The organism is Clostridium zeae (genome assembly GCF_017312485.1).
Classification (GTDB): domain Bacteria; phylum Bacillota; class Clostridia; order Clostridiales; family Clostridiaceae; genus Clostridium_AR; species Clostridium_AR zeae.
On the sequence record NZ_BMBA01000006.1, the window covers coordinates 114881 to 138244 of the forward strand.

Here is a 23364-nt window from a genome sequence, read left to right on the forward strand (position 1 = left end):
TAACTTTTTTATCTAATTCTTAAATATATACTTTTAAATTTGATTAAAGTTTAACCTTCTATTTTATCTATTTTGATGAAAAACTATTCTTATTAAAAGTATCGTGTAACTATTATAACTCTACTTTATTAACCTGTACATAAGCAGTAGAGTTTCTAAACTTATTTGCTGCTTCTTCAGGAGAAATAACATTTATATAAACTTCAGTGCTCATCTCAAACCCCGCAAAAAAACTTCCTCTTGGCAATATATCAACATAAAAATGTTGGCAACAATTACTATCCTTATAAATGTAATAACATATATTAAGCGGTATATCTCCTAGACTTTTATATATTATGTTAAATACCTCTTCAAATAATTTTGAAAGCTCATCTATTCCATCATCACATAATATTTCTTCAAAAGAACCTCTATGATGCTTACATGCTATTCTTAGTTGATATTGAAGTGTAGACCCATAAGGAGCATAAACTATATAATTACCTCTATCTAATATAATTCTTTCTACTGCAAGTAACTCTGATTCAACTTCTTCGCAGACCTTACAATATTTATCCTGTAACAACTTACTTTGAGGCGTAAAATTTAAAGCAATAATTTGAGAATGTGGATGTTCTAACGAAGCCCCACCTTCCCTACCATAATTCTTAAAAATCTGTAAGTACTTCATATCCTTATCACTAAAACACTTTTCAGCTGCATCCTTATACGCTACAAATATATTTCTCCACTTTTTTGCCTGATATTGATAGAGCTTTTTATTATGCTCAGGAGTTTCAATAACCACATAGTGATAACCCTTAATTGTATCTCCATCTTCTGTCACAGTAGGATATTTATTTTTAACAACTCTAACACTCCAGTTCTCATCCCCTATTTTTAATATTTCACATGGTGTTTCGGCTTCGTTCCCTTTACAAAACGGACAATCGCCATGGTTATATTGTAATTTAGAATTAACCTGCTCTTCCTGTTCATTCCTATTATCAATGGGTCTAGCTCTTCTATTTGTAGCTATTATCACTTGCTTCCCAGTTAGATTATCTATTCTTATTTCATTCATATAAATCCTACTCCTTATAATTATGGACAATTCTTTGCGTAAGCTCATCAAAGCATCGGATGTATACCCGCTTAATTTCAACACAGATTTTTAACGATGCCTGAATATGTATTATCAAATCTCAAGAAAAAGAAAAAATTGCTATTATTACATTATAGCAATTTTCTCAACTTTCATGAATTTAAGTATTTAATTTATATATTTATTTTACGTTCTTATCTTCTTTAATTTTATTTACTCTTTTATATATTTTTAGACCAACAAAAGCTATTCCACTTAATATAACCAGATATGGCAATACACTTGCTAAAACCAATACAAAGTCTTTAAGCAGTGCCCCTAAGGATATAATTGATTGTTTAAAATTATAAATTAATTTTTCTCCGAATCCTTTAGGAGCCTTATCTACAACTTTTATCTCCTCAACCTCATTTATGTTTATAGTTAAAGATGAAAACTCTACTAAGTTATCCCACTTTTTAAGATTCCCAGTTAAAGATTCTATTTGATACCTTATATTAGCCAGTTGCTGCTCTATCTCAAAAACATCCTTAAGTGATCCTGATTTCTTTAATAGTTCCAATAACCTTTCTTCTTGAATCTTTAAGGAATTGACTCTTGCCTCTGTATCGAAATATGAGGATGTAATATCCTCACCCTTTATAGATTTAAATATAACTGTGCCATAATTACCTGCATCATTGATAAAGCCATCAAATTTATCCTTAGGTATTTTCACTTGAAGCTTTGCATTTCTAGCTACAAATTGTTCTTGCCCCTCTGTTTTCTTACCATCTATTGATGAATTCTCAATATATCCGCCCAATTTTTCAACAGCCTTCGTAATTGAACTTATACTTTCATCAAACTTTAAACTTTGTATGGTCAATTCTCCACTTTTTATTATCTTTCTTTGCTCTGCAGCTTTAACATCATTTTTTTCATTACTACCTGAATTACTCTTACTTTGATCTGAACTTACTTCATTGCCAGTTCCGGTTGCCTGCCCCACAGTACTATCTTTTGCCTTTGCTGCTTCATCAGCGGTTACACTTAACTTTCCATCACTGCTACTTTGAGGTGCACTACTACTTGATTTAGCTGAACTCATATCTTTCTTAGAAGCAGAACAGGACGTCAGCATTACTGATGAGCTTATAATTAAAGCCGCAAGAATTTTAAAAAGAACCTTTTTTCTCATAACACTACCCCTTTATATTTTATTTATGACTAAAGACCCCTTAAAACTATAATCATCAGGATCAGGTTGATTAAATCAGAAAATTCTCACAATAAAGTCATTTCACTTCTATATACGATTTTATTTTAATAAAGACACAATAATTCCAAAATTTATTAATATTTTATTAACTAGTTCATATTTTTTCAATATTTCATTTTCTAATAGGCATAAAAGCCACTAATCCCGTTTCACTATATAATAAAAATGGGATTCAGTATAAAAAGCTTATCACTTTTATACTAAATCCCATTAATTCTTTTATTTGTTTTCTATTTTAAATTTGGCCAGATCTTATTTCATCAGCAATCTTTTCTATCTTTCTTAATCTATGGTTTATTCCTGATTTACCTACAGGTGGATCTAACATCTCACCTAATTCCTTCAGCGATTCATCCGGATATGATAATCTGAGTTCTGCAACCTCTCTAAGATTTTTAGGCAATCTTGCGAGACCTATCTGTCTTTGTATAAGTTTTATACTCTCAACTTGTCTTACTGCAGCATTCACAGTCTTACTCAGGTTTGCAGTTTCACAATTAACCAGTCTATTTACGTTATTTCTCATCTCTTTCATGATCCTTATATTTTCAAGCTCTAATAAAGAAGAATGAGCGCCTATAACATTTAACAGATCTACTATTTGTTCGCCTTCCTTGATGTAAACAATGTAACTATTTTTTCTTTGAATAACCTTTGAGCTAAGTGAAAATGTATTAATTACATCTCTCAAGTCTTCTGCATATTCTAGAGAATGAGTAACAAGTTCAAGGTGGTAATTTTTCTCAGGGTTACTAATACTACCTCCCCCAATAAATGCCCCTCTAACATAAGCCTTTCTTTTTTCTTCATCAGAAACAAGATCTTCATCTATTCTATAATCAAGGGTAGTCATGCCATCTACTTCTCTTAGAATGCCAGTTTCCTTTAAAAGTTCTTTAACTCCCATCTCCTCAGTTATAAGAACCATATAAATATTATTCTTTTTTAGTGAATTACTTCTCTTTACCATAAGTCTAGAATGTATGGTGAAGTGATCCTTCAAAATTGTAAAAACAAGTCTTGCACAAGCTGGATTCTCTGTGGTTATCTTAAAGCTTATCTGTCTGCCACTAAAAGCCAAGGTTCCGCTGACTTTCATAATCGCAGATAACTCAGCTAAGGCTTCAGCTTTGCTTAAATCAGTATATCTGCATATTTCTCCTTTAACCTTTGATGAAAATGACATAAATACCCCTTCCTTGCTACTTTTCCTTTAATCTTTGTGATAAGTACATATATTCTAATATCTTTTTTCTATCATACAGTAACTTCTTCTCCATTACTGTCTGCATTATTATCTCAGCTAATTTTTCTGAATCATGCCTTATGAGGCCTTTATTAATATTTACGAGGTTAGCCTTTACTACTTCTACCCCCATCTTTTGTAATTCTGCTAAATCCAATTCAACTATTTCTGATCCATCTTCCCAATATCTTTTCTTAAGTTCGTCTGAAATATTGTCCACATTAGCAATTACACAATCCACTGTATCTTTTCCACAATAGTCATTTAAAATTTTTATATGATCTGATACCTTAAATCCATCCGTTTCTCCTGGTTGGGTCATTATATTAGATACATAAATCTTAAACGCCTTGCTTCTCTTAACAGCATAAGTTATTTCTTTTACTAACATATTAGGAATGACACTAGTATACAGACTTCCTGGTCCTAATACAATAGCATCAGCCTCTCTTATAGCATCTAAGGCGTCATCTAGAGGCTTTGCATCTTCAGGTATTATAGATAACTTCTTTATTCTAGTTTTATTCTCATAGGCGATCTCAGGGATCATCGATTCACCTTCAACAATCTGTCCATTATCTAATTCTGCCTTAAGCTGCATATTTTCCAAGGTAACTGGCAAAACCTTACCGGTTACTGCTAGTACTGAACTCATTTTTTGAACTGCATCTTCAAAATTATCAGATATTCCATCCATGGCTGCTAAAAATAAATTACCAAAGCTTTGGTTTTTTAATCTACCATCTTTAAATCTATATTGAAGTAAATCCTCCATAAGAGGTTCTGTATCAGCAAGTGCCAATATACAGTTTCTTATATCTCCAGGAGGAAGAATCCCTAAATCTTCACGTAAATCTCCAGAACCTCCACCATCATCTGCAACGGTAACTATTGCAGTAATATTAGATGTATAATACTTTAATCCTCTAAGCATAGTAGAGAGTCCAGTACCTCCACCTACAACTACAATCTTAGGTCCCTTTACTAAAAGTCTCTTTTCATAAATAAGGTTTTCTATCTTTTCGTTATCAAAAGAAACCTTTATATATCCTTTATTCATTAAGGCTATTATTGCTCTTATCCCCTCTGTTACAGATACATATATTATAAAAATTCCTGTTATATTTAAGAAAACGAAAAACACCTTATACGGGATATTATAAACCTTATGCTGCACCAGTTCGTTTAGACCAAAGGCTATAAATAGAATACCTAGTATTGCATACACTATCCATCTTTTAAGTTTAATTCCTGGTTTTAGCCAATCTATTAGCCTCATAGCTTCTTAGCTCCTCTGTTGACATCTTCGTTAACATCTCTATGTTCAATGGTAGCCTTAAACCCATCATTATTTAAAGTTTCATAGATTGCATTAGCTATTGCTACTGATCTATGTCTTCCTCCAGTACAACCAATAGATACAATAAGTTGTCTTTTTCCTTCTTTTGCATAGTTTGGAATTAGAAACTTAAGCATATCCTCAATCTTTGACATAAATTCTTTAGTCTCAACCTTCTCTAATACATACTTCTTCACTGGCTCATCATTCCCTGAGAAAGGTTTAAGCTCTGGTATATAAAACGGGTTAGGTAAAAATCTTACATCAAATACTAAATCTGAATCCATAGGTATACCATATTTAAATCCAAAAGATACTACGGTAATTGACAATGGCCTTTCAGTTGTAGTACCACTACCATATAAAAGATTTAGCTTCTCTCTTAAATCTCTTATTGCATACTTAGAAGTGTCTATTATGTTGTCTGCTCTATCCTTTATTTCTCTAAGCTTCTTTCTTTCTTCTTCAATTCCATTTATAACTCTTCCATCAGGAGCAAGTGGATGACTTCTTCTAGACTCCTTAAACCTTTTTACAAGAATATCATCTGAAGCTTCTAAAAATAATATCTCATATTTAAGTTCATTTTCCTTTAGTGAATGAAGGGTTTCAAATAAGTCATCAAAGAATATTCCACCTCTTATATCCATTACAAGAGCTATCTTATCAATTTTCCCATCACTTTGCTGACACGCCTCTGCAAACTTACATATAAGCTTTGGAGGTAAATTATCTACGCAAAAGTATCCCAAATCTTCTAAACTTCTTGTTGCTTCTGTCTTACCTGCTCCAGAAAGACCCGTTACTATTACAAATCTCATAAATATCCTCCTTGCTAATTTCTTCGGTCCCTATCTATGAACCTGTTTTAATTTTAAAATTATCTAAGGATTAAAGTGGCACATCTTTTGATGTACCACTTTATAAGCAAACTTATATCTTCTTAGTCTCTTTTGAAAACATTGAAGTGCTTGAAAATCACTTAGTTACTTAACCGGCACATTATGCTTAACTGTTAATTTATAGATTGATTATTTTATTTCTTACCATTATATTAAATTATATCACATATTAGCACTTTTATAGATATACAATTTTCAAGTTAGTCATTGTGTTTAAAATTACTACCATTTATTTATGGTTTTAACCTTGTTCTATCTCTTGGAAATAAAGTAGCCTCTCTTATATTATTAATTCCTAAAAGTTGAGCTGTTAGTCTTTCTAATCCTATTGCGAGTCCTCCGTGTGGAGGCATACCATATTTAAATGCATCAAGATAAAAATTAAAATCGTCTGGATTTAAACCTTTATATTTCATATTTTCTATAAGCTTTGAATATTGGTGAATTCTTTGACCGCCAGTAGTTATTTCTACCCCTCTAAATAATAAGTCAAAGCTTCGAGTTCCAAATTCTCCTTTTGTCATTGTATACATAGGCCTTTTACTTCTAGGATAATCTGTAATAAATATAAACTCTGAATTAAATTCTTTCTTTGCATACTCACATATCTGTTTTTCTGCTGAAGGGTCTAAATCTGTAGTAAGGTCACTACGTGAATATTTTATTTTTAATATTTCTATAGCTTCTGATAAAGTTATTTGAGGTATATCTTCTTGTATCTTTGGGACTTGAATTCCAAGCATATTAAACTTATCACTAAAATTACTTTCTATCTTTGAAAGAATATATTGGAGCATTTTTGTTTCCAGCTTAATTAATTCTTGTTCATCCTCGATAAAGCCTAGTTCTAAGTCCATACTAACATATTCATTGATATGTCTTGATGTATTATGCTCTTCTGCCCTGTAAACATGACCAATCTCAAAAACTCTCTCATATCCTGATGCAACCATCATCTGTTTATAAAACTGAGGACTCTGAGCTAAATAAGCTTGCTTCTCAAAATAATTAACCTTAAATAGTGCAGTTCCTCCTTCAGCTCCCTCAGCAACAAGCTTAGGTGTATATATTTGAGTAAATCCTTCGTTGATTAAAAACTCAGCAAACCCTTGCGAAAGCATCGCTTGAACTTTAAATATATAGTTATTATTCTCGTTTCTTAGACTTAGTACTCTATTATTTAGTTGAGTTTCTAGATTGCTCTCAATTTTATTGCTATTAATAGTTATTGGTAATTCTTCGTCTACTAAATTAACTACATTAATTTTTTCTACTTGAAGTTCAATATTCCTGATGGAATTTTTTCCTTCTACTACAGTTCCCCATATTTCTAGTATTGATTCTAACTTTACTCCTTGCATTTCAAACTTATCATTTTCTAACACACACTGAATCATACCACTTCGATCTCTAAGCACTAAAAAACTCACTTTACTTAAGCTTCTTATCTTATGCAACCACCCTTGAATTTTAACTCTTTCCCCACTTTTAAGTTCATTGATTAATGTTCTTTCCATTAATATTTCCTCCTCTTTATTTAAATTCTTAGCCAATAAAAAATTAGCTAAAGTGATCTTATTTAGAAAATCTTATAATTTCCTATACAGCAAAAAGTCCCTTGAATAAATTCAAGGGACGTTAAATACGTGGTGCCACCCTATTTAGCTTTATACTAAATTAATCAATAATTAAAGTTACCCTGAGCACTTAATTTACTAGTTAGCAAGCATAAAAATTATATACTTTCTAGAAAATAAAAAAACTCACTCCAAAAGGAGCGAGTCTTATACTCACGGTACCATCCTAATTAACTTAACAAAAGCTATCTCTACAATATAACGGTCTTTACCCGGCTCAACCTACTAAATAAATTTTTCAGTTTCGCACCTCAGAGATGTCCTTCAAAATGCAACTCAACATGGGCTTACACCATCCCCAATTCGCTTAAGTTATTATTACACTTTTACTTTTCTCTTCATTGATTTTATTTTTATTGATTATACATCACTTGTTATAAGTTGTAAAGATGTATTTTAATTACAAGTGAACTATATTTCAATTAATATTTAATATATATTATGTACAATACCCTATTCAAATACTATTTTCTTAAACTTTTTATTAGAATTAAGAAAAATCTTTATAAGAATATATCAATTAGCATACAGCTTAACTTTAAATCCTAATAAATCATTCTAAAGTTTTTGAATATCTATTCTTATTTCCAGCAGCCGAAATAATAAACAAAATTCCTGGTACAATAAATTGTAATGGTATATGTACATATAAAGGCACTATATCTAATCCTATATGAAAATGTTGTATTGGATTTACCATTAAATAATATGATAATAATATCATTATTGTCCCAAGAATTACTATAGGAATATTTCTATACTTTAGGTCTACTTCAAAAACAGTAATGGTCATTTCTACAGAGCAATAAAAAAATATAAGAATTTTATAAAATCCACCTAACATCAAAAGTAATATAGCAAGAACATCAAGTCTTTGTATGAATGTACCAATTTGTATACTTCCTACGGTTTTTAATATTGGAAATATTGATAATTCCACTATGGTAGCTGAAATTATCGCTATATTAATAACTGATGTCAAAGCTAATATTAAACCACTAATTACATTTGAAAAAAGTACTGTTTTTCTTATTTTATATACATCTTTATCAACTACATTACTATATATATTCATAAAAGTTATGGTTTCTCCATAAGGGACTGCTATAGCTAAGGGAAATAACACCTTTATAATTGGCCCCCATCCGTATTCTAATACAGGTTCCAACCTCTCTAATTTAGGAAGTTTGTTTACAAATGCAAATCCAAAAAGTATCACTATAGTAAATATAACAACTTTGTATAACAATACAGCTCCTCTTCCCATTGCTTCTATACCTAAATAACTGCAATATATAACGGGAACACTCATAATAAATATAACCATTATATTTGGTGTTTGTGGTAATGCTGTTGATTTTATAATAATCCTAAAGTCGTTTATTACTCTGTTTGCAGTATATAAAAAATATGCTATGTATAGTAATGATATAAGCTTACCCAAACGTTTTCCCAAAAGTTCCTCTAATATCCTTGCTAAGTTATTTCCTTCAGTTTTCTTAAATATATTAAGATACATAAAGGTCAATATGGTTCCAAAGGCCATGCCCAACAATATAACAATCCATGCGTCTTGTTTTGCACTGGTAGCTAAAGGGATGGCTATTGCACTTCCAAGTTGGAACAAAATCATCATTCTAATAAATTGTCTTGAACTTATTTTATTATTCATAGCTCACTCCTTAATGTGAAGGTTTAAGTGATTTCGTAGTAGTTCCAGTTCCCATCACTTCTACATTAACATTGTACTCAACAGGAAGCGTAGGAAATTGCTTACCCCAGTCCTTTGAAATATTTTTCCATAGATCAAATCTCTCATTCTTAATCACTTCTCCAAATCCAAATATATCTGTTTGGAATTGAGTTTGTATTTCTGTTGTAGATTTACTAAATCTTAACTTTAGATATTCTTCAGTCTTTTTTTCTATTTGGGTTACAGTAGTTGGCTTATCGATAGGTATAATGCCCATTGCTTCAGTTATAGACGCTTTTATCTTTACATCTACCCGTATTTTTGGTTTTCCCATTACTTCTTCAACTGTTATTTTTCTACTCAATTTTTCAGCAGAAAGATTAACAAACTCATTAGGATCTTCCCACGGAACTATTATTAAAAATCCTTTTGAATCACCTAACAAAATATTTATTAACGTACTCTGAGGGTCGTTCAGCCACCCTATTAGCTTATCTCCTTTAAATGCGGCTATTGGACCAATTTGTATATTTGTAGGTACATCTACATTTTGTATATTTTCTGTGTTCATTCCTACATCACTATTGCCATGTACAAATATGCTTGTAAGTATTGGTTCAGCACCTTCCTTTTGCAAGCTTTCGATAAATTCAAATAATTTTATAGTAGCAGTTGCAGCCCATATTCTTTCAGAAACCTCTAAAGAAAAAAATATTTTATTTGCTGGTATCCTTTCCAATGGAGTTAATATATTAAGCGCCTCTGTTGCTTTTTCACCTTTTACTACGGTTATATAAAAATCACTTCTTATTTCTGTATTTCTTAACAAATAGTCAAGCGTCTTCCCAACACCTTCTCTAGCTAAATCTTCACCGAATACTAACAACCTTAAATGTCCTAGAAATGCGTTTCTAGGAATTTCCAAACTCAATCTTCTTACTGCCTCGTCTATAGTCTTACCTTCCATTCTGTAAGTTGTGACAGGAGTTCCTTCTGAACTTCTATTTAAAGCAATAGAACCTGGGTTTAATATTTGAAGTGTTACTAAATATTTTTCATCTTCTTTATCTATACCCATTGCTGTTACAATGGAAATTTGTGAAGGTTCTCTAGCCCCCCAACATCCTACAAGATTTATACTTATTAGAATCATGCATATAACTTTATAAATTAATTTCATTGTCATCACTTCTTAAATATATTTTTAATTATAATTCTTATAGCTTTCATTGTTTTAGAATCATTAGCTATATTTTTTGGAGCCATAGTTTTTGGAGCCATAGGTTCCATATAAGGAGTTCCGAAGCTTTGTATACTACATAGATGAAATACTATAACTATTATCCCACTAATTATTCCAGGTAATCCCAAGACAGCTCCAAGCATTAGTATTATATATCTTAATAATCTTGATGCATTTGCCATAATATAGTTAGGACATACATATGTTGCTATTGCGGTTAGTGCAACCAAGATTATTAATATTGGTGAAAAAATACCTGCTTCTATGGATGCCTGCCCCAGAATCAATGCCCCTACTATAGATATAGTTGGCCCAACTACTCTAGGCATTCTTACCGCAGCTTCTCTCAATATATCAAATATTATTTCTAAAATAAAAGTTTCAAAGGCTATTGGAAAAGGAACACTTTGTCTTTGCGCTGCAATGCTTATATACAATGCAGTAGGAATCATCTCTTGATGAAAAGTAAGTATGGCGCAGTATACTCCTGGAGTTAATAGAGCCATCGTATAACTTATAAACCTAATAATAAGAATGAAACTCCCCATATAATTTCTTACATAAAGTTCTTCTGTAGTTTGAAAAAAATTAATAAATACCGCTGGAAGCACTGATACAAACGGAGTACCATCTACTAATATAGCTATCTTTCCCCTCATTAAAGCTGTAGCTACAAAATCAGGTCTTTCAGAACTATATAGAGTAGGAAATGGTGAAACTTTATTACCTTCTAAATAATCTTCTATAACCGAACTTCCTACTACAAATTCTATATCCATTTTTTTTAATTTATCTCTTATTTCATCCACAATTTTTTCATCACATATCTTTTTTATATAAACCATTGACACATCTGTCTTAGAATTTGTCCCTATTCTAAACTCTTCGAATACAATATCTTTATTTTTCACTCTCCTTCTTATTAGTGCTGTATTTGTTCTAAGGGTTTCTGTAAAACCTTCTTTGGGTCCCTTAATTACAGTCTGAGTGCTTGGTTCTTCAATTCCTCTTTGAGCCCAATTTTTAGAATCTATCGAAATAGCCTTATTACTGCTATCTATTAACAAAGCAGTTTCTCCTGCTAATATACTTTCATATATCTTTTCTATATCAGTTATTTCATCTATTTCCCCAAAGGCCAGAGAATGCTTTTTTATAATCTCAAACCAATCTATACTATTGCTGCTAGGTAAATTTAAATTAGACACCCTTACATCAAGCATAAGCGCTTTTAAAATAAGACTATTTACACTGTCATCATCAGAAAGACCGTCTATATATATAATTGCGGCATCAATCTTCTGATCTTTTCCTATAGTAAAGTCTCTAATTACTACATCATTACTTGATCCAAGTACATTTTTTATGGTAGCTAAATTTTCTTGAAGCTTATAACTAATCCCATTCATACTCTCTACCACCAAATACTATTATTTGTAATTAAATTGCCCCAAAAAAAGAGCTTATATACTATCAATAGTATATAAGCTCTTTTAGGCTAGAAACACTTATTTAGCTTCTTCACCAATAATTCTAACTTCTGGATGAAGCTCCACGTTGAATTTATCTTTTACAGTAGATTGTACATAGTGTATAACAGCTAATACATCTTCCGCTGTAGCATTTCCTTTATTAATAACGAAACCTGAATGCTTTTCAGAAACACCGGCCCCCCCAATGGTAAAGCCCTTAAGACCTGCATCTTGAATTAACTTCCCTGCAAAATAACCTGGTGGTCTTTTAAAAGTGCTTCCTGCTGATGGATATTCTAAAGGTTGCTTTTCTTCTCTTCTAGCGGTTAATTCATCCACTCTTCGTTTTATAGCCTCATAGTTACCAGCTTTTAATTCAAAAGTAGCACTAATAACTATAAACCCTTTTTGCATAACAACGCTTGACCTATAACCAAGCTCTAATTCATCTTTTCTTAAAACTCTTAGTTCGTTTTTATCATCTAAAACTACTGCTTCTTTTATTACAAATGAGATTTCGCCATCATAAGCCCCTGCATTCATAAATACTGCGCCACCTACACTTCCAGGTATACCGCAAGCAAATTCAAATCCAGTTAAACTATTATCTAATGCATTTTTAGATACATCCGTTAAAAGCGCCCCACATTCAGCTTCTATTTCCGTATCCTTAACTGTTATCTTACTAAGTTTGGAAAGCTTAATAACTACTCCTCTTATTCCTCCATCTTTCACAAGAATATTAGAGCCATTACCTATAATAAAATATGGGACATTATGCTTTTTACATACACCAATAGTCTTCATCACTTGTTCTACATTGTTAGGGTTAACTAATATGTCTACAGGTCCCCCAACCTTAAAATATATGTGCTCACTCATAAGAGAATTTAGTTCTATATCCTTTTCATCGTAAATACTAAAAAGCAGCTTACTAAACTCTAAGTACTCATTCATTATTAAAACTCCTCATGATTTTATTAAATACGCTCAATTAAATAGTATAAATTAATTCTTGCCTTTTAATCAAGGCTTAAATCAGAAAGTTTGCCTTTTTTCTTTAAGTAAACTAAAATTTTATTTTTATTTGTATTTAATATCAACTCTTCTGGTACTTTTGCTTCTTCCATTATCTTATGTGAAATAGGAAAATTACCTATATCTAATGATACATGAGCGTCAGAGCTTAAGACAATCTTAACCCCATATTCAACACAAAGTTTTGCTATCTTTAAACATGTAGCTTCACTACCAGGCCTTGACTTAAAAGAACTATTATTTATTTCTATTATTTTATCTTCAGCCTTAGCTTTTTTGACAACTTCTTCTTCATATATAGGAAAATAAGCGTTTCCCATATGTCCCATAATATCTATTAAAGGATTATTCATAGCATTTATCAATGCACTTGTGTTTTCCTCTCTGCTTCTAGGAGTTATACATACATCATGAAGACTGGCTAATAGGATATCCAGACTTTCTTGTGTCCTCTTAGGAATGTCTAAGTTACCATCAAAATCAATTATATTAGCTTCACACCCTCTTAAATGGATAACTCCATAAAGTTCTCGCGGAAGTGTCTTAATATTATTGAAGTAGAATAGATGAGGACCTCCAGGCATATTAGGACCATGGTCTGTAGTTGCTAACACTTCAATGCCATTTTCTGATGCCCATTTTATATTTTCTAACCATGTAGTATATGCATGACCGCTTACAATTGTGTGTGTATGTGTATCTAAAACATACTTCATATAATAAACTCCCCTTTTTAAATTATTTTTTTGATGCAAAATATCCCTTTATACTTTCAGCTGCTTTTTTATCTATACTAGGAGTATCCAGCAATTCTTCAAAAGAAGCATTTTTTATATTTTCCACACTTCCAAACTTCATAAGAAGTTCTTTCCTTCGCTTTCCACCTACGTTAGGAATATCTTCTAATACTGAATGCAAGGTCCTTTTATCTCTAAGAGAACGATGGTAAGTTATAGCAAACCTATGGACCTCGTCTTGTATCCTTGTTATCATGTGCATCAAATTTGAACTTCTACTTAAGATAAGTTCCTCATTATTATATATTAAACCTCTAGTTTGGTGTTTATCATCTTTTACCATACCACAAACGGGTATATCTATTCCAAAGTTTTTCAGCACTTCAAGAGCTACGTTTACTTGTCCTTTTCCACCATCCATCATAATTAAATCTGGAAAGCTTGAAAACTTGCCTTTAGAAAACTCTAAATTTCTTTCTTGTATAGCTTTTATTTCCTCAAGACCATGAGAAAACCTTCTTTCAAGAATTTCTCTCATACTATCATAGTCATTTGCGCCTTTTACTGTCTTTATCTTGAATCTTCTATAATCTGAATTCTTCGACTTACCTTCTTCAAAAACCACCATAGTTCCTACAGAGTCAACCCCTTGAATATTAGAAATATCATAAGATTCTATTCTCATAGGCATACTTTCAAGATTTAGCAATACTGCAAGTTCTTCAAGTGACACTCTATTTATTTCTTTATCCTTCAATATCTTATCTTTAAATTGTTCAAGAGTCATTTTAGCATTGTTCTGAACCATTTCCAACATATCTTTCTTTTCGCCCTTTTTAGGTATCTTTATCCAAACCTTAGACCCTTTTTTAATTGTCAAAAACTCTTCCATTAAATCAATATCTTGTATATCAGGTACATAAACATTTTTAGGTAATTGAGCTGTTCCTCCATAAAAGGAAGTTATAAACTCAGATATTATCTCTGAAACATCATCATTTGCTTTGTCTTGGAACATAAAGTGTTCCCTTCCAGTAATCTTTCCTTCTCTAAGAAAAAACACTTGAATACAAATGTCTTTTTCATCACTATAAACGTTAATAAAGTCTTCATCAGCTTCCCTTGCAGTAAACATCTTCTGCTTTTCACTTATGAATTCTATTGATAATATTTTATCTCTTAATTTTGCAGCTTTTTCAAATTCTAAACTTTCAGCCGCAATATTCATTTCACTTCTTAAATTTTTTATAAGCTCTGTATCCTTACCACTTAAAATATTGGTTATATCTTCAATCATCTTCCCATACTCAGCTTTAGATACAAATCCTCCGCAAGGTGCATTACATTGTTTTATATGATAGTTCAAACATGGTCTAGTTCTTTCTCCGTCTTCCAATATAACTCTCTTACAGGTTCTTAGTGGAAATATCTTTTTAATCATTCCTATGGTCTCATATACTGCTGGAACATTTGTATAAGGACCAAAATACTTATTACCGTCCTTTGCATAATTCCTAGTTACATACACTCTCGGAAAATCCTCATTAGTAGTAATCTTTATAAAAGGATAAAACTTATCATCCTTAAGAGCTATATTATACTTAGGACTATATTTCTTTATAAGATTACACTCAAGAAGTAAAGCCTCCATTTCTGAATCAGTAACTATATATTCAAACTCAGAAATATTTTTAACCAAAGCTCTAGTTTTTTCAGAGTGATTTTTAGAGTTTTGGAAGTACTGTCTAACTCTATTCTTTAATACCTTAGCTTTACCAACATATATTACTTCCCCTAAGGAATTTTTCATTATATAAACCCCAGGTTTATCTGGAAGTATTTTTAGCTGATGTTCAAAATCAAACATTTTGTGTACCTCCCAATTATGTATTTACTTTATTTAAGATAATTATTGAAATTAAATGGTTATACAGGAGATGCTATATGAGCGAGCTATTAGAATTAAAGCATTGGATGAATAACCATTTAATTTCAACATGATGCTTAAATTTTAAATATAGAAATAGTTTTAGATAAACAGATATAAGCATATGAAATATTTGTTTACCTAAAACCCTATTTGAATCTTTTATTTATTTAATGCAGCCTTCATTATAGAACCTGCTGCCTGTGCTGCTTTCACTCCACCAGCGCCACCGCCTTCTATAATTACAGCAACTGCTACTTGCGGGTTATCCGCTGGTGCAAATCCCACAAACCATGAATGAGGAACACCATCCTGCCCATTTGGTAACTGATAATCTGCTGTTCCAGTTTTTCCTGCTGCACCAGTTCCTCCAAAAGCAGTCTTCCAGTTAGAGTCCCTAGGCATTCTTTCATCAACTATATACTTCATATAACTTTTTATAGTATTTGATGTATCTTGAGAAATAACATTTCTAGCAACCTTAGGAGAATTCTTACTTATAAGTTCTCCATCTTTATTTATAACTTCGTTAACCAATTGTGGTTCCATCATTATTCCATTGTTCGCTATAGTACTTGCCACAAGTGCCATATGCATTGGTGTCGCTAAGATACTGCTTTGACCGATACCTGACTGAGCAATACTTCCCTTTTCATTACTTTTTAAAGTAGGAAATCTACTATCTTCCAATGTAATTCCATCTGCTGGAATATCTTTGTTAAACCCAAACTTTTCTGCCATTGTTTTTAACTTATCATTTCCTAACTCTAATGCTAAGTTACCAAATACAAAGTTTGATGAAACTGCTAATGCTTGCTTTAAACTAAGGGTTCCATACACGTGGCCGTCCAGATTGCTTAAAGATTCCTTAGAATTAAAAACTATCTTACCAGTATCATTAAAAGTTCTATTAGTTACCCCTGGTAAATTATCAATCGCTGCTGCTAAGGTCACAATCTTAAAAGTTGATCCTGGAGGATACATTCCCATTACCGCTCTATTTATAAGTGGTGAATCTTCATATTTTCCTGCATTCGCCTGCTTCATAACCTCATCCAAGTTATTTGGATCATATGATGGCTTAGAAACCATCGCCAATACTTCTCCTGTTTTAGGATTCAAAACTACTACTGAACCTTTGTTATCACCAATAGCATTAAAAGCTGCTTTTTGAATCTTATCATCTAAAGTAGTAATTATACTGTTTCCTACTTTATCTTCAGTCTTATTTCTATTATTAAAAGCTTCTACTACGTTTAATGACTTTACAAAGGCTTTCAGCGTTACGCTATGATAGTTAGTAAGCTGTTCATCATACTTACTTTCAAGTCCGGTTATACCAAACTTAGGGTTTACATAGCCTAGTACCTGAGAGTATATTTGTCCACCCTTATATTCTCTATTTTGAGTGAGTAAATCATTTTTAGATGAAGCTGTTAATGGGTTCTTATTTCTATCATATATAGTCCCCCTAAGAACCTCATTCCTTTTAGCCCATAGTCTCTGATTTTGTGGTTTAGCGGCAATTTCACTAGATTTAAATAATTGAAAATATGCAATATATGAAATTAGGGCTAAGATCAAAACCAGATAAACAACCAATACTTTTTTGATACTGTTTGATAAATCTTTCATCTTTTAGCCCTCCTCTGAAATCTTTTGAAGTATTCCTAGCGCAAAGAACATAGTCATCATTGATGTTCCACCATAACTCACTAATGGTAAGGTAATTCCTGTAAGAGGTATTACTGCGAAAACTCCACCTATTATAACTAACACCTGCATTACTATCATAGCACTAAATCCTACTGCATTTAACTGGGAAAATTTATCATCAGTGCTAAGTGCCGCTCTCATGCCTCTATAGAATAGCAAGAAATAAAGTAACATAATTCCTATACCAAAAACAATTCCAAATTCTTCACATATAACTGCAAAGATAAAATCTGATTCTTTTACCGGTACAAATCCTGGATATCCTTGTCCAAGCCCAGCTCCAAAAAAACCTCCAGAAGATATGGAAAATAATCCTTGGACTATCTGGTAACTTTGATCATTTGCATACTTCCAGATGTCTTTCCATATTATAACCCTCTTTCTTACATGAGAAAAAAGATTATAGCTAGCCACTGCTCCTGCTGAAAATAACAATAAACATGTAATAACATATTTTAATTTATCTGTAGCTATAAAAAGCATGGTAACTGATATACCAAAGAATATTAACGCTGATCCTAAATCCTTTTGAAGTACCATGCAACCTATCACTGCCATTACAACTACGGCAGGCTCTACAAGTTGCTTAAAATCTTGAATTATATTCTTTTTATCCTCATACTTAGATAAAGCTGCAGATAGGTATAATACAAAAAATATTTTCCCTATTTCAGAAGGCTGAAAACCAAACCCGCCAAACTTAACCCAGTTTTTAGCTCCGTAAACTTCAGTACCTATAAAAAGTGCCATTGGCATAAATACAGCTGTTATTCCAAGATATATGTATTTATACTTAGTAAAACTTCTTAAATCAGGCAGAATAACAACTATCAATATATATGCAGTAATTCCCACTATAAACCAGATTAGCTGCTTTACTGCAAATTGAGGATTTATTCTATATAACATAGCTATACCTATAAAAGATAGGATAGCTGAAAAAATCAGTAAAAACTTATCTCCATCCGGAAAAAATCTTCTTATTATAAAATGCGCATAAGCAATTAAGATTATTACTATACCACCCATTACTAGCGCACCTATATCAATAGGATTCTTTAATAATGCCAAATCCACAAATAGCGCTATACATAAAAGATATGATATCAATAATAATCTCTTTTCATATTTTATTGAACTCATTTGACCACCTCAAGCCTAAAAACTTTATTTTCTTTAGTCGATAACTCTAAAAATAGTACTACCGAATTTTATTTCATCTTCAACCTTTAGCCTTACTCTTCCACTAATCTTCATGTCGTTTACAAAGGTTCCATTTGTACTATTTAAATCTTCTAAAATAAATTCATCATTTCTTAAATATAACTTTGCATGATGACCTGATACAAATTTATCATTTAAGACTATTGAATTATCTTCTCTTCTTCCTAATGTTATGCTATCCATCACAGGTATAACTGAACCTGGCTTAAGCTGGTGATTATCTAAAGCTTTTATAACTTCAATCCCATGGGTCTTCTTTGCCGTGGAAGTTCTTCTCTTTCCACCAGTTTTAACATCCTTGTACATTATTTTTAGTGCGTAGTAGATAATTACATAAAGTATTATTATAAATATAGCACCAAAAACCGCACTCATTATCTTTTTAAAATCCATATTTTCACCTCAAACTTTATTACCCAAGATTATCCTATCTTTTATTCTCTTCTTTCTCCATATTGATTATACAATAAATTATAACTTAAATCATGACAAATTATAATTCATACGTTTTCACTGAGAAATTTTATATTTTCTTAAGATTTTATACTTATATTTCCACCCCTTAAATTAACTTACACATAAATCTCTGAATATATTCTTGAAATAAATTTTTATTCTTTTTGTTTAACAAAGTCCTATAAATTTAGTATTTTTACTGTATAATATATTTGTAACACATTATATTGATGCCTTTTATGAAAAAAATTACTGAAGCGAATTTCTTCAGTAATTTTTTTACGCATCTGCCTTTCCGAATGTATATGAGGAAAATCTGGCAGGCGAATATATTCTTTTATCTTACTGTATCATTTAAAAAGCTATTTTAAACTCTTAAATTCTCTAGTTTTAGTCACATTTCATATATTACACTTTATTTTACAGTAAGATATTACTGAAGCGAATTTCTTCAGTAATTTTTTTACGCATCTGCCTTTCCGAATGTATATGAGGAAAATCTGGCAGGCGAATATATTCTTCTTTTTTACTGTAAAGCCATAAAAACTTCTATAATTATTGAAATATCTATCATAAACTCTTTATATTTTCCTTTACATTAAAAGAAGAGCTGATAAAAATCTTATCAGCTATTTTTTAATGCTATCATTTATATTTATATCATAGCACTTCAATATCTTTTCTTTCACTTTTTAAATTTCCTATCTTTTGGCTTCTTTTATTCAACTCTTGATAAACTTCATCAACTTCAATTCCCATATCAGCCATTAAAACTAAAGTATGATATAACAAATCACATATTTCACTTATTCCATTTTCTTTGCTATCATTCTTACCTTCGATTATTACTTCAGTACATTCTTCTCCAACTTTTTTTAATATCTTATCTCTTCCTTTGGAAAATAGATAATTTGTATATGATCCTTCCATAGGATTTTCTTTTCTAAACTTTATGACTTCGTAAAGTTGTTTCAATTCATCTTCCATACCTAATTCACCCCCTCCTTTATTTAAACAAAAGCATTACCTGAAATACTATCAAACACTTTGTATTAAAAGCATTATAGCACTATCCTCACATAACTTTTTATAACGTTCTACAAGCAAATTTAGCCAAATTAGTTTACAAAAGTTTTCTATAAAAACAAGTTCTTTCGCCAGTATGACAAGCAGCTCCTTTTTGCTCAACCTTGATTAACAAGGTATCTTCATCACAATCAATATATATGTCTTTTACTATTTGAAAGTGCCCTGAAGTTTCGCCTTTGTTCCAAAGTTTGTTTCTAGACCTACTAAAGAACCAAGTAGTTTTTGTTTCTAAGGTTTTCTTATAGGATTCTTCATTCATATATGCAAGCATTAATACTTCACCATTAGCTGCATCCACAATAATTGCTGGTACTAAGCCCTTTTCAAAATTAGGTTCCATTGCACTCCTCCAAACAGCTTACTTTACCTATATTCTAACTTCAATTTTATTATCTCTTAAATACTTTTTAACCTCACTTATAGCCGCTTCTTTATAGTGAAATATTGAGGCAGCTAGCGCAGCATCGGAATTTGTGTTCTTAAAAACATCTCTTATATGCGACATCTTTCCACAACCTCCAGATGCTATTACAGGAATATTAACAGTGCTACAAATAGCATTTAAAAAATCTATATCATATCCATTTTTTGTACCATCGGCATCCATACTGGTCAAAAGTATTTCCCCAGCTCCTCTTTTAGCTACTTCTTTAGCAAAGGTTATAGCATCGATACCTGTATCTATTCTTCCACCATTTATAAATACATTCCATCCACTGCCATCTTCTCTCATCTTTCCATCTATAGCAACAACGATACACTGTTCACCAAAAAGTTCTGCCCCATCAGAAATTAACTTTGGATTTCTTATAGCAGCAGAATTTATTGAAGTCTTATCAGCACCAGCTCTAAGTATTGCCTTAATATCTTCAATTGTACTTATTCCTCCTCCTACTGTTAAAGGGATAAATACTTCATTTGCAGTTCTTTCCACCACTTCTAGCATTGTCTTTCTTCCTTCATGACTAGCTGTTATATCAAGAAATACCAATTCGTCTGCACCTTCATCATTATAAAATTTAGCTATCTCAACAGGATCACCTACATCTTGTAATCCAACGAAATTTATTCCCTTAACTACTCTTCCCATCTTTACATCTAAACATGGTATTATTCTTTTCGTGATCAATACCCCAGCCCCTTTCTACGTAAAATCTAGGTACTATTAAAGCACTGTGTTGAAATTAAGTGGTTATTCATACCATGCTTTCATGAGCCTCTCCTGCATAACCACTTAATTTCAATAATATTCTTTCACCTAGCAAAGTTTAACTTTTTGTAAGTTCTATAGCTTTATTCAAGTCAAGATTTCCTGAGTAAATAGCTTTTCCAGTTATAGCTCCGTATATATCTAGTTTCTTTAATTCACTTATATGTCCTAAATCCTTTATTCCTCCAGAAGCTATTATATTGGCATTAGCTACATTTTCTTTCAAGACTTTTAGCATATCTACATTAGGCCCTTCTAGCGTGCCATCTTTTGAGATATCAGTGACTATGAAGGTTTTTACCCCAATGCTTTCTAATTCCTTAGCAAAATCGATGTAATTCTTTTCTGTGACCTCAACCCAGCCCTTAATTGCAACTTTTCCATTAGCAGCATCAATTCCTACTGCTATCTTTTCACCGTACTTATCAACAGATGATTTTAGTAATTTACTATCATTAATTGCTGAAGTCCCTAGTATAACTCTTTTAACTCCTATTGAAATCAAATTATCAATAGCCTCAATTGATCGTATGCCACCGCCTACCTCTATAGGCACACTTACACTTTTTACAACCTCTTCTATTATTGATAGATTTGCTTGATTACCACTAAAAGCTCCATTGAGATCAACAATATGGATAAATTCTGCTCCTTCATTCTCAAAGGACTTTGCTACTTCAACTGGATTTTCTGCAACCACATGAGTTGTATCTTCCTCGCCTTTATAAAGTCTTACACACTTTCCATCCTTCAAATCTATAGCAGGTATTATTATCACTTTATCAGCCCCTTCAAGTTCTTCAATATATTGAGCCCCACATCTCCACTCTTTTCAGGGTGAAATTGAAATCCTATTACATTATCTTTTGAGACCACCGCCGGAACATCTACTTCATATTCAGCATAAGCATTTACGTTACATTTATCAGTCTGTGCATAGTATGAGTGAACGAAGTAAACATAACTGCCTTCATCTATTCCCTTTAAAGTATCGCTAGGAACATTGAACTTAAGTCTATTCCAGCCCATATGAGGAACTTTTTCTTTTATCTCAAACTTTTTTACCTGTCCATCTATAAACCCTAATCCTTCTGTATATCGAACTTCATCACTAGATTGAAAAAGTAACTGCATTCCAAGACATATACCTATAAGAGGCTTTCCTTCTTTCACTTCTTCCTTTAAAAGTTCATCCAGTTCTCTATCTTTAAGATTTTTCATTGCAGCTGGAAAAGCACCTACACCAGGAAGTATTATTCCACTGCTGGATTTTACTTCATCTTTACTGCTAGTTATCTTAGATTCTATACCTAAACTCCAAAGAGCCTTTTCAACACTTCTTAAATTACCAATTCCGTAATCTATTATTGAAATCATATCTTCACCTCATTTCATTAATATAGATAAACTACTTCATATTAGAATTAATCAAAATAAAACTTCGTAGATTCACCGAAAGCATTATTTTGAGTCCAAGGATTGAAGTAGTTTATCTATGACTACAATACACCCTTTGTGGACATAACACCTTTTATCTTCTCATCATAGGAGGTTGCCTCTCTAAGTGCTCTTCCAAAGGCTTTAAATAACGCTTCGATCATATGGTGATTATTCTTTCCGTATAAAACCTTACAATGCAAGGTTATTCCACCATTCGCTGCTACAGCCCTAAAGAACTCCTCTGTCAGTTCTACATCAAAATTGCCTAAAGTCTTACTTGTATCTATTGGAGCGTCAAAAACTAAGTAATCTCTACCACTTAAGTCTAAGGATACCAATGCTAAGGCTTCATCCATAGGAACATACGACGTTCCATATCTTTTAATTCCGGATTTATCACCTAGAGCTTCTCTTAGTGCCGTTCCAATGGTTATCCCAACATCTTCTACAGTATGATGTCCATCTATATAAAGATCTCCCTTTGCTTTTATTTTCATATCCATAAGAGAATGTCTACACATCAAAGTGAGCATATGATCGAAAAAACCTATTCCTGTGTCAACTTCATATTTGCCTTCTCCATCTATTGTCAAACTAACCTCAATATCTGTTTCACCAGTTTTTCTTTTTATATCCGACTCTCTCAT

At 31.8% G+C, this 23364-nt stretch carries 21 protein-coding genes and 1 other annotated feature; all 21 genes read right to left on the reverse strand.

Annotated features, from left to right (window positions below):
* Positions 1-112: 112 nt before the first annotated feature.
* The 21 genes from J3477_RS20770 to hisB all read right to left on the reverse strand — a co-directional run bounded on the left by J3477_RS20770 (position 113) and on the right by hisB (position 23364).
* Complete coding sequence (locus J3477_RS20770; protein ID WP_206872021.1) at positions 113-1066, reverse strand: galactose-1-phosphate uridylyltransferase; 954 nt, start codon at positions 1064-1066, stop codon at positions 113-115.
* A gap of 202 nt (positions 1067-1268) precedes the next feature.
* Positions 1269-2267: a DUF4349 domain-containing protein gene (locus J3477_RS20775; RefSeq protein WP_206872022.1), complete on the reverse strand. Its 999-nt coding sequence runs from the start codon at positions 2265-2267 to the stop codon at positions 1269-1271.
* Positions 2268-2583: 316 nt separating this feature from the next.
* The gene (gene whiA / locus J3477_RS20780) at positions 2584-3534 is read right to left on the reverse strand and encodes a DNA-binding protein WhiA (RefSeq protein WP_206872023.1); all 951 of its coding nucleotides are present in this window, start codon (positions 3532-3534) and stop codon (positions 2584-2586) included.
* Between the two features lie 16 nt (positions 3535-3550).
* A complete protein-coding gene (gene mgfK, locus J3477_RS20785; protein WP_206872024.1) occupies positions 3551-4873 on the reverse strand; it encodes a gluconeogenesis morphogenetic factor MgfK in 1323 nt (440 codons plus the stop codon).
* On the reverse strand, positions 4870-5754 hold the full coding sequence (rapZ, locus tag J3477_RS20790; protein ID WP_183275630.1) for an RNase adapter RapZ: 885 nt from the start codon (positions 5752-5754) through the stop codon (positions 4870-4872). The genes mgfK and rapZ overlap by 4 nt, the downstream gene beginning before the upstream one ends.
* Positions 5755-6068: 314 nt before the next feature.
* Positions 6069-7352, reverse strand: coding sequence for an aspartate--tRNA(Asn) ligase (aspS, locus tag J3477_RS20795; RefSeq protein WP_206872026.1), 1284 nt, complete (start codon positions 7350-7352; stop codon positions 6069-6071).
* A gap of 253 nt (positions 7353-7605) precedes the next feature.
* Positions 7606-7823, reverse strand: a binding site (T-box leader).
* 202 nt (positions 7824-8025) lie between these two features.
* Complete coding sequence (locus J3477_RS20800; RefSeq protein WP_206872028.1) at positions 8026-9144, reverse strand: GerAB/ArcD/ProY family transporter; 1119 nt, start codon at positions 9142-9144, stop codon at positions 8026-8028.
* 10 nt (positions 9145-9154) lie between these two features.
* Entirely contained in the window at positions 9155-10345 is a 1191-nt protein-coding gene (locus J3477_RS20805) for a Ger(x)C family spore germination protein (protein WP_206872030.1), read from the reverse strand.
* A 5-nt stretch (positions 10346-10350) separates the two neighbouring features.
* Positions 10351-11817 carry a spore germination protein gene (locus J3477_RS20810; RefSeq protein WP_206872031.1) on the reverse strand — a complete coding sequence of 489 codons (1467 nt, stop codon included), beginning with the start codon at positions 11815-11817 and terminating at the stop codon, positions 10351-10353.
* 99 nt (positions 11818-11916) lie between these two features.
* Positions 11917-12837, reverse strand: a complete 921-nt coding sequence (murB, locus tag J3477_RS20815; protein WP_206872033.1) for a UDP-N-acetylmuramate dehydrogenase — start codon at positions 12835-12837, stop codon at positions 11917-11919.
* Positions 12838-12902: 65 nt separating this feature from the next.
* Positions 12903-13634 carry a phosphatase gene (locus tag J3477_RS20820; protein WP_206872035.1) on the reverse strand — a complete coding sequence of 244 codons (732 nt, stop codon included), beginning with the start codon at positions 13632-13634 and terminating at the stop codon, positions 12903-12905.
* Between the two features lie 22 nt (positions 13635-13656).
* Positions 13657-15522, reverse strand: coding sequence for an excinuclease ABC subunit UvrC (gene uvrC, locus J3477_RS20825; protein WP_206872037.1), 1866 nt, complete (start codon positions 15520-15522; stop codon positions 13657-13659).
* Between the two features lie 222 nt (positions 15523-15744).
* Positions 15745-17217, reverse strand: coding sequence for a peptidoglycan D,D-transpeptidase FtsI family protein (locus tag J3477_RS20830; protein ID WP_206872040.1), 1473 nt, complete (start codon positions 17215-17217; stop codon positions 15745-15747).
* A 3-nt stretch (positions 17218-17220) separates the two neighbouring features.
* Positions 17221-18441 (reverse strand): FtsW/RodA/SpoVE family cell cycle protein, encoded by a 1221-nt coding sequence (locus tag J3477_RS20835; RefSeq protein ID WP_206872041.1) that lies wholly within the window; start codon positions 18439-18441, stop codon positions 17221-17223.
* A 33-nt stretch (positions 18442-18474) separates the two neighbouring features.
* Positions 18475-18915, reverse strand: coding sequence for an FHA domain-containing protein (locus J3477_RS20840; RefSeq protein WP_206872043.1), 441 nt, complete (start codon positions 18913-18915; stop codon positions 18475-18477).
* Between the two features lie 723 nt (positions 18916-19638).
* Entirely contained in the window at positions 19639-19965 is a 327-nt protein-coding gene (gene hisE, locus J3477_RS20845) for a phosphoribosyl-ATP diphosphatase (protein WP_206872045.1), read from the reverse strand.
* Positions 19966-20101: 136 nt separating this feature from the next.
* A complete protein-coding gene (gene hisI / locus J3477_RS20850) occupies positions 20102-20407 on the reverse strand; it encodes a phosphoribosyl-AMP cyclohydrolase (RefSeq protein ID WP_206872047.1) in 306 nt (101 codons plus the stop codon).
* 27 nt (positions 20408-20434) lie between these two features.
* Positions 20435-21196, reverse strand: a complete 762-nt coding sequence (hisF, locus tag J3477_RS20855; protein ID WP_206872050.1) for an imidazole glycerol phosphate synthase subunit HisF — start codon at positions 21194-21196, stop codon at positions 20435-20437.
* Positions 21197-21335: 139 nt separating this feature from the next.
* On the reverse strand, positions 21336-22055 hold the full coding sequence (gene hisA, locus J3477_RS20860; RefSeq protein WP_206872052.1) for a 1-(5-phosphoribosyl)-5-[(5-phosphoribosylamino)methylideneamino]imidazole-4-carboxamide isomerase: 720 nt from the start codon (positions 22053-22055) through the stop codon (positions 21336-21338).
* A complete protein-coding gene (gene hisH / locus J3477_RS20865; protein WP_206872053.1) occupies positions 22052-22654 on the reverse strand; it encodes an imidazole glycerol phosphate synthase subunit HisH in 603 nt (200 codons plus the stop codon). The genes hisA and hisH overlap by 4 nt, the downstream gene beginning before the upstream one ends.
* A gap of 122 nt (positions 22655-22776) precedes the next feature.
* Positions 22777-23364 (reverse strand): imidazoleglycerol-phosphate dehydratase HisB, encoded by a 588-nt coding sequence (gene hisB, locus J3477_RS20870; protein ID WP_206872055.1) that lies wholly within the window; start codon positions 23362-23364, stop codon positions 22777-22779.

Bases quoted from the DNA above. Each gene is read 5' to 3' on its own strand.
- murB (WP_206872033.1), bottom strand. From the start codon at position 12,837: ATGAATGAGTACTTAGAGTTTAGTAAGCTGCTTTTTAGTATTTACGAT.
- J3477_RS20835 (WP_206872041.1), bottom strand. From the start codon at position 18,441: ATGAGTTCAATAAAATATGAAAAGAGATTATTATTGATATCATATCTT.
- J3477_RS20770 (WP_206872021.1), bottom strand. From the start codon at position 1,066: ATGAATGAAATAAGAATAGATAATCTAACTGGGAAGCAAGTGATAATA.
- hisB (WP_206872055.1), bottom strand. From the start codon at position 23,364: ATGAGAGAGTCGGATATAAAAAGAAAAACTGGTGAAACAGATATTGAG.
- whiA (WP_206872023.1), bottom strand. From the start codon at position 3,534: ATGTCATTTTCATCAAAGGTTAAAGGAGAAATATGCAGATATACTGAT.
- J3477_RS20820 (WP_206872035.1), bottom strand. From the start codon at position 13,634: ATGAAGTATGTTTTAGATACACATACACACACAATTGTAAGCGGTCAT.
- aspS (WP_206872026.1), bottom strand. From the start codon at position 7,352: ATGGAAAGAACATTAATCAATGAACTTAAAAGTGGGGAAAGAGTTAAA.
- rapZ (WP_183275630.1), bottom strand. From the start codon at position 5,754: ATGAGATTTGTAATAGTAACGGGTCTTTCTGGAGCAGGTAAGACAGAA.
- hisE (WP_206872045.1), bottom strand. From the start codon at position 19,965: ATGGAAGATGAATTGAAACAACTTTACGAAGTCATAAAGTTTAGAAAA.
- J3477_RS20840 (WP_206872043.1), bottom strand. From the start codon at position 18,915: ATGGATTTTAAAAAGATAATGAGTGCGGTTTTTGGTGCTATATTTATA.
- mgfK (WP_206872024.1), bottom strand. From the start codon at position 4,873: ATGAGGCTAATAGATTGGCTAAAACCAGGAATTAAACTTAAAAGATGG.
- uvrC (WP_206872037.1), bottom strand. From the start codon at position 15,522: ATGTTTGATTTTGAACATCAGCTAAAAATACTTCCAGATAAACCTGGG.
- J3477_RS20800 (WP_206872028.1), bottom strand. From the start codon at position 9,144: ATGAATAATAAAATAAGTTCAAGACAATTTATTAGAATGATGATTTTG.
- J3477_RS20830 (WP_206872040.1), bottom strand. From the start codon at position 17,217: ATGAAAGATTTATCAAACAGTATCAAAAAAGTATTGGTTGTTTATCTG.
- hisH (WP_206872053.1), bottom strand. From the start codon at position 22,654: ATGATTTCAATAATAGATTACGGAATTGGTAATTTAAGAAGTGTTGAA.
- J3477_RS20810 (WP_206872031.1), bottom strand. From the start codon at position 11,817: ATGAATGGGATTAGTTATAAGCTTCAAGAAAATTTAGCTACCATAAAA.
- J3477_RS20775 (WP_206872022.1), bottom strand. From the start codon at position 2,267: ATGAGAAAAAAGGTTCTTTTTAAAATTCTTGCGGCTTTAATTATAAGC.
- hisI (WP_206872047.1), bottom strand. From the start codon at position 20,407: ATGGAACCTAATTTTGAAAAGGGCTTAGTACCAGCAATTATTGTGGAT.
- J3477_RS20805 (WP_206872030.1), bottom strand. From the start codon at position 10,345: ATGAAATTAATTTATAAAGTTATATGCATGATTCTAATAAGTATAAAT.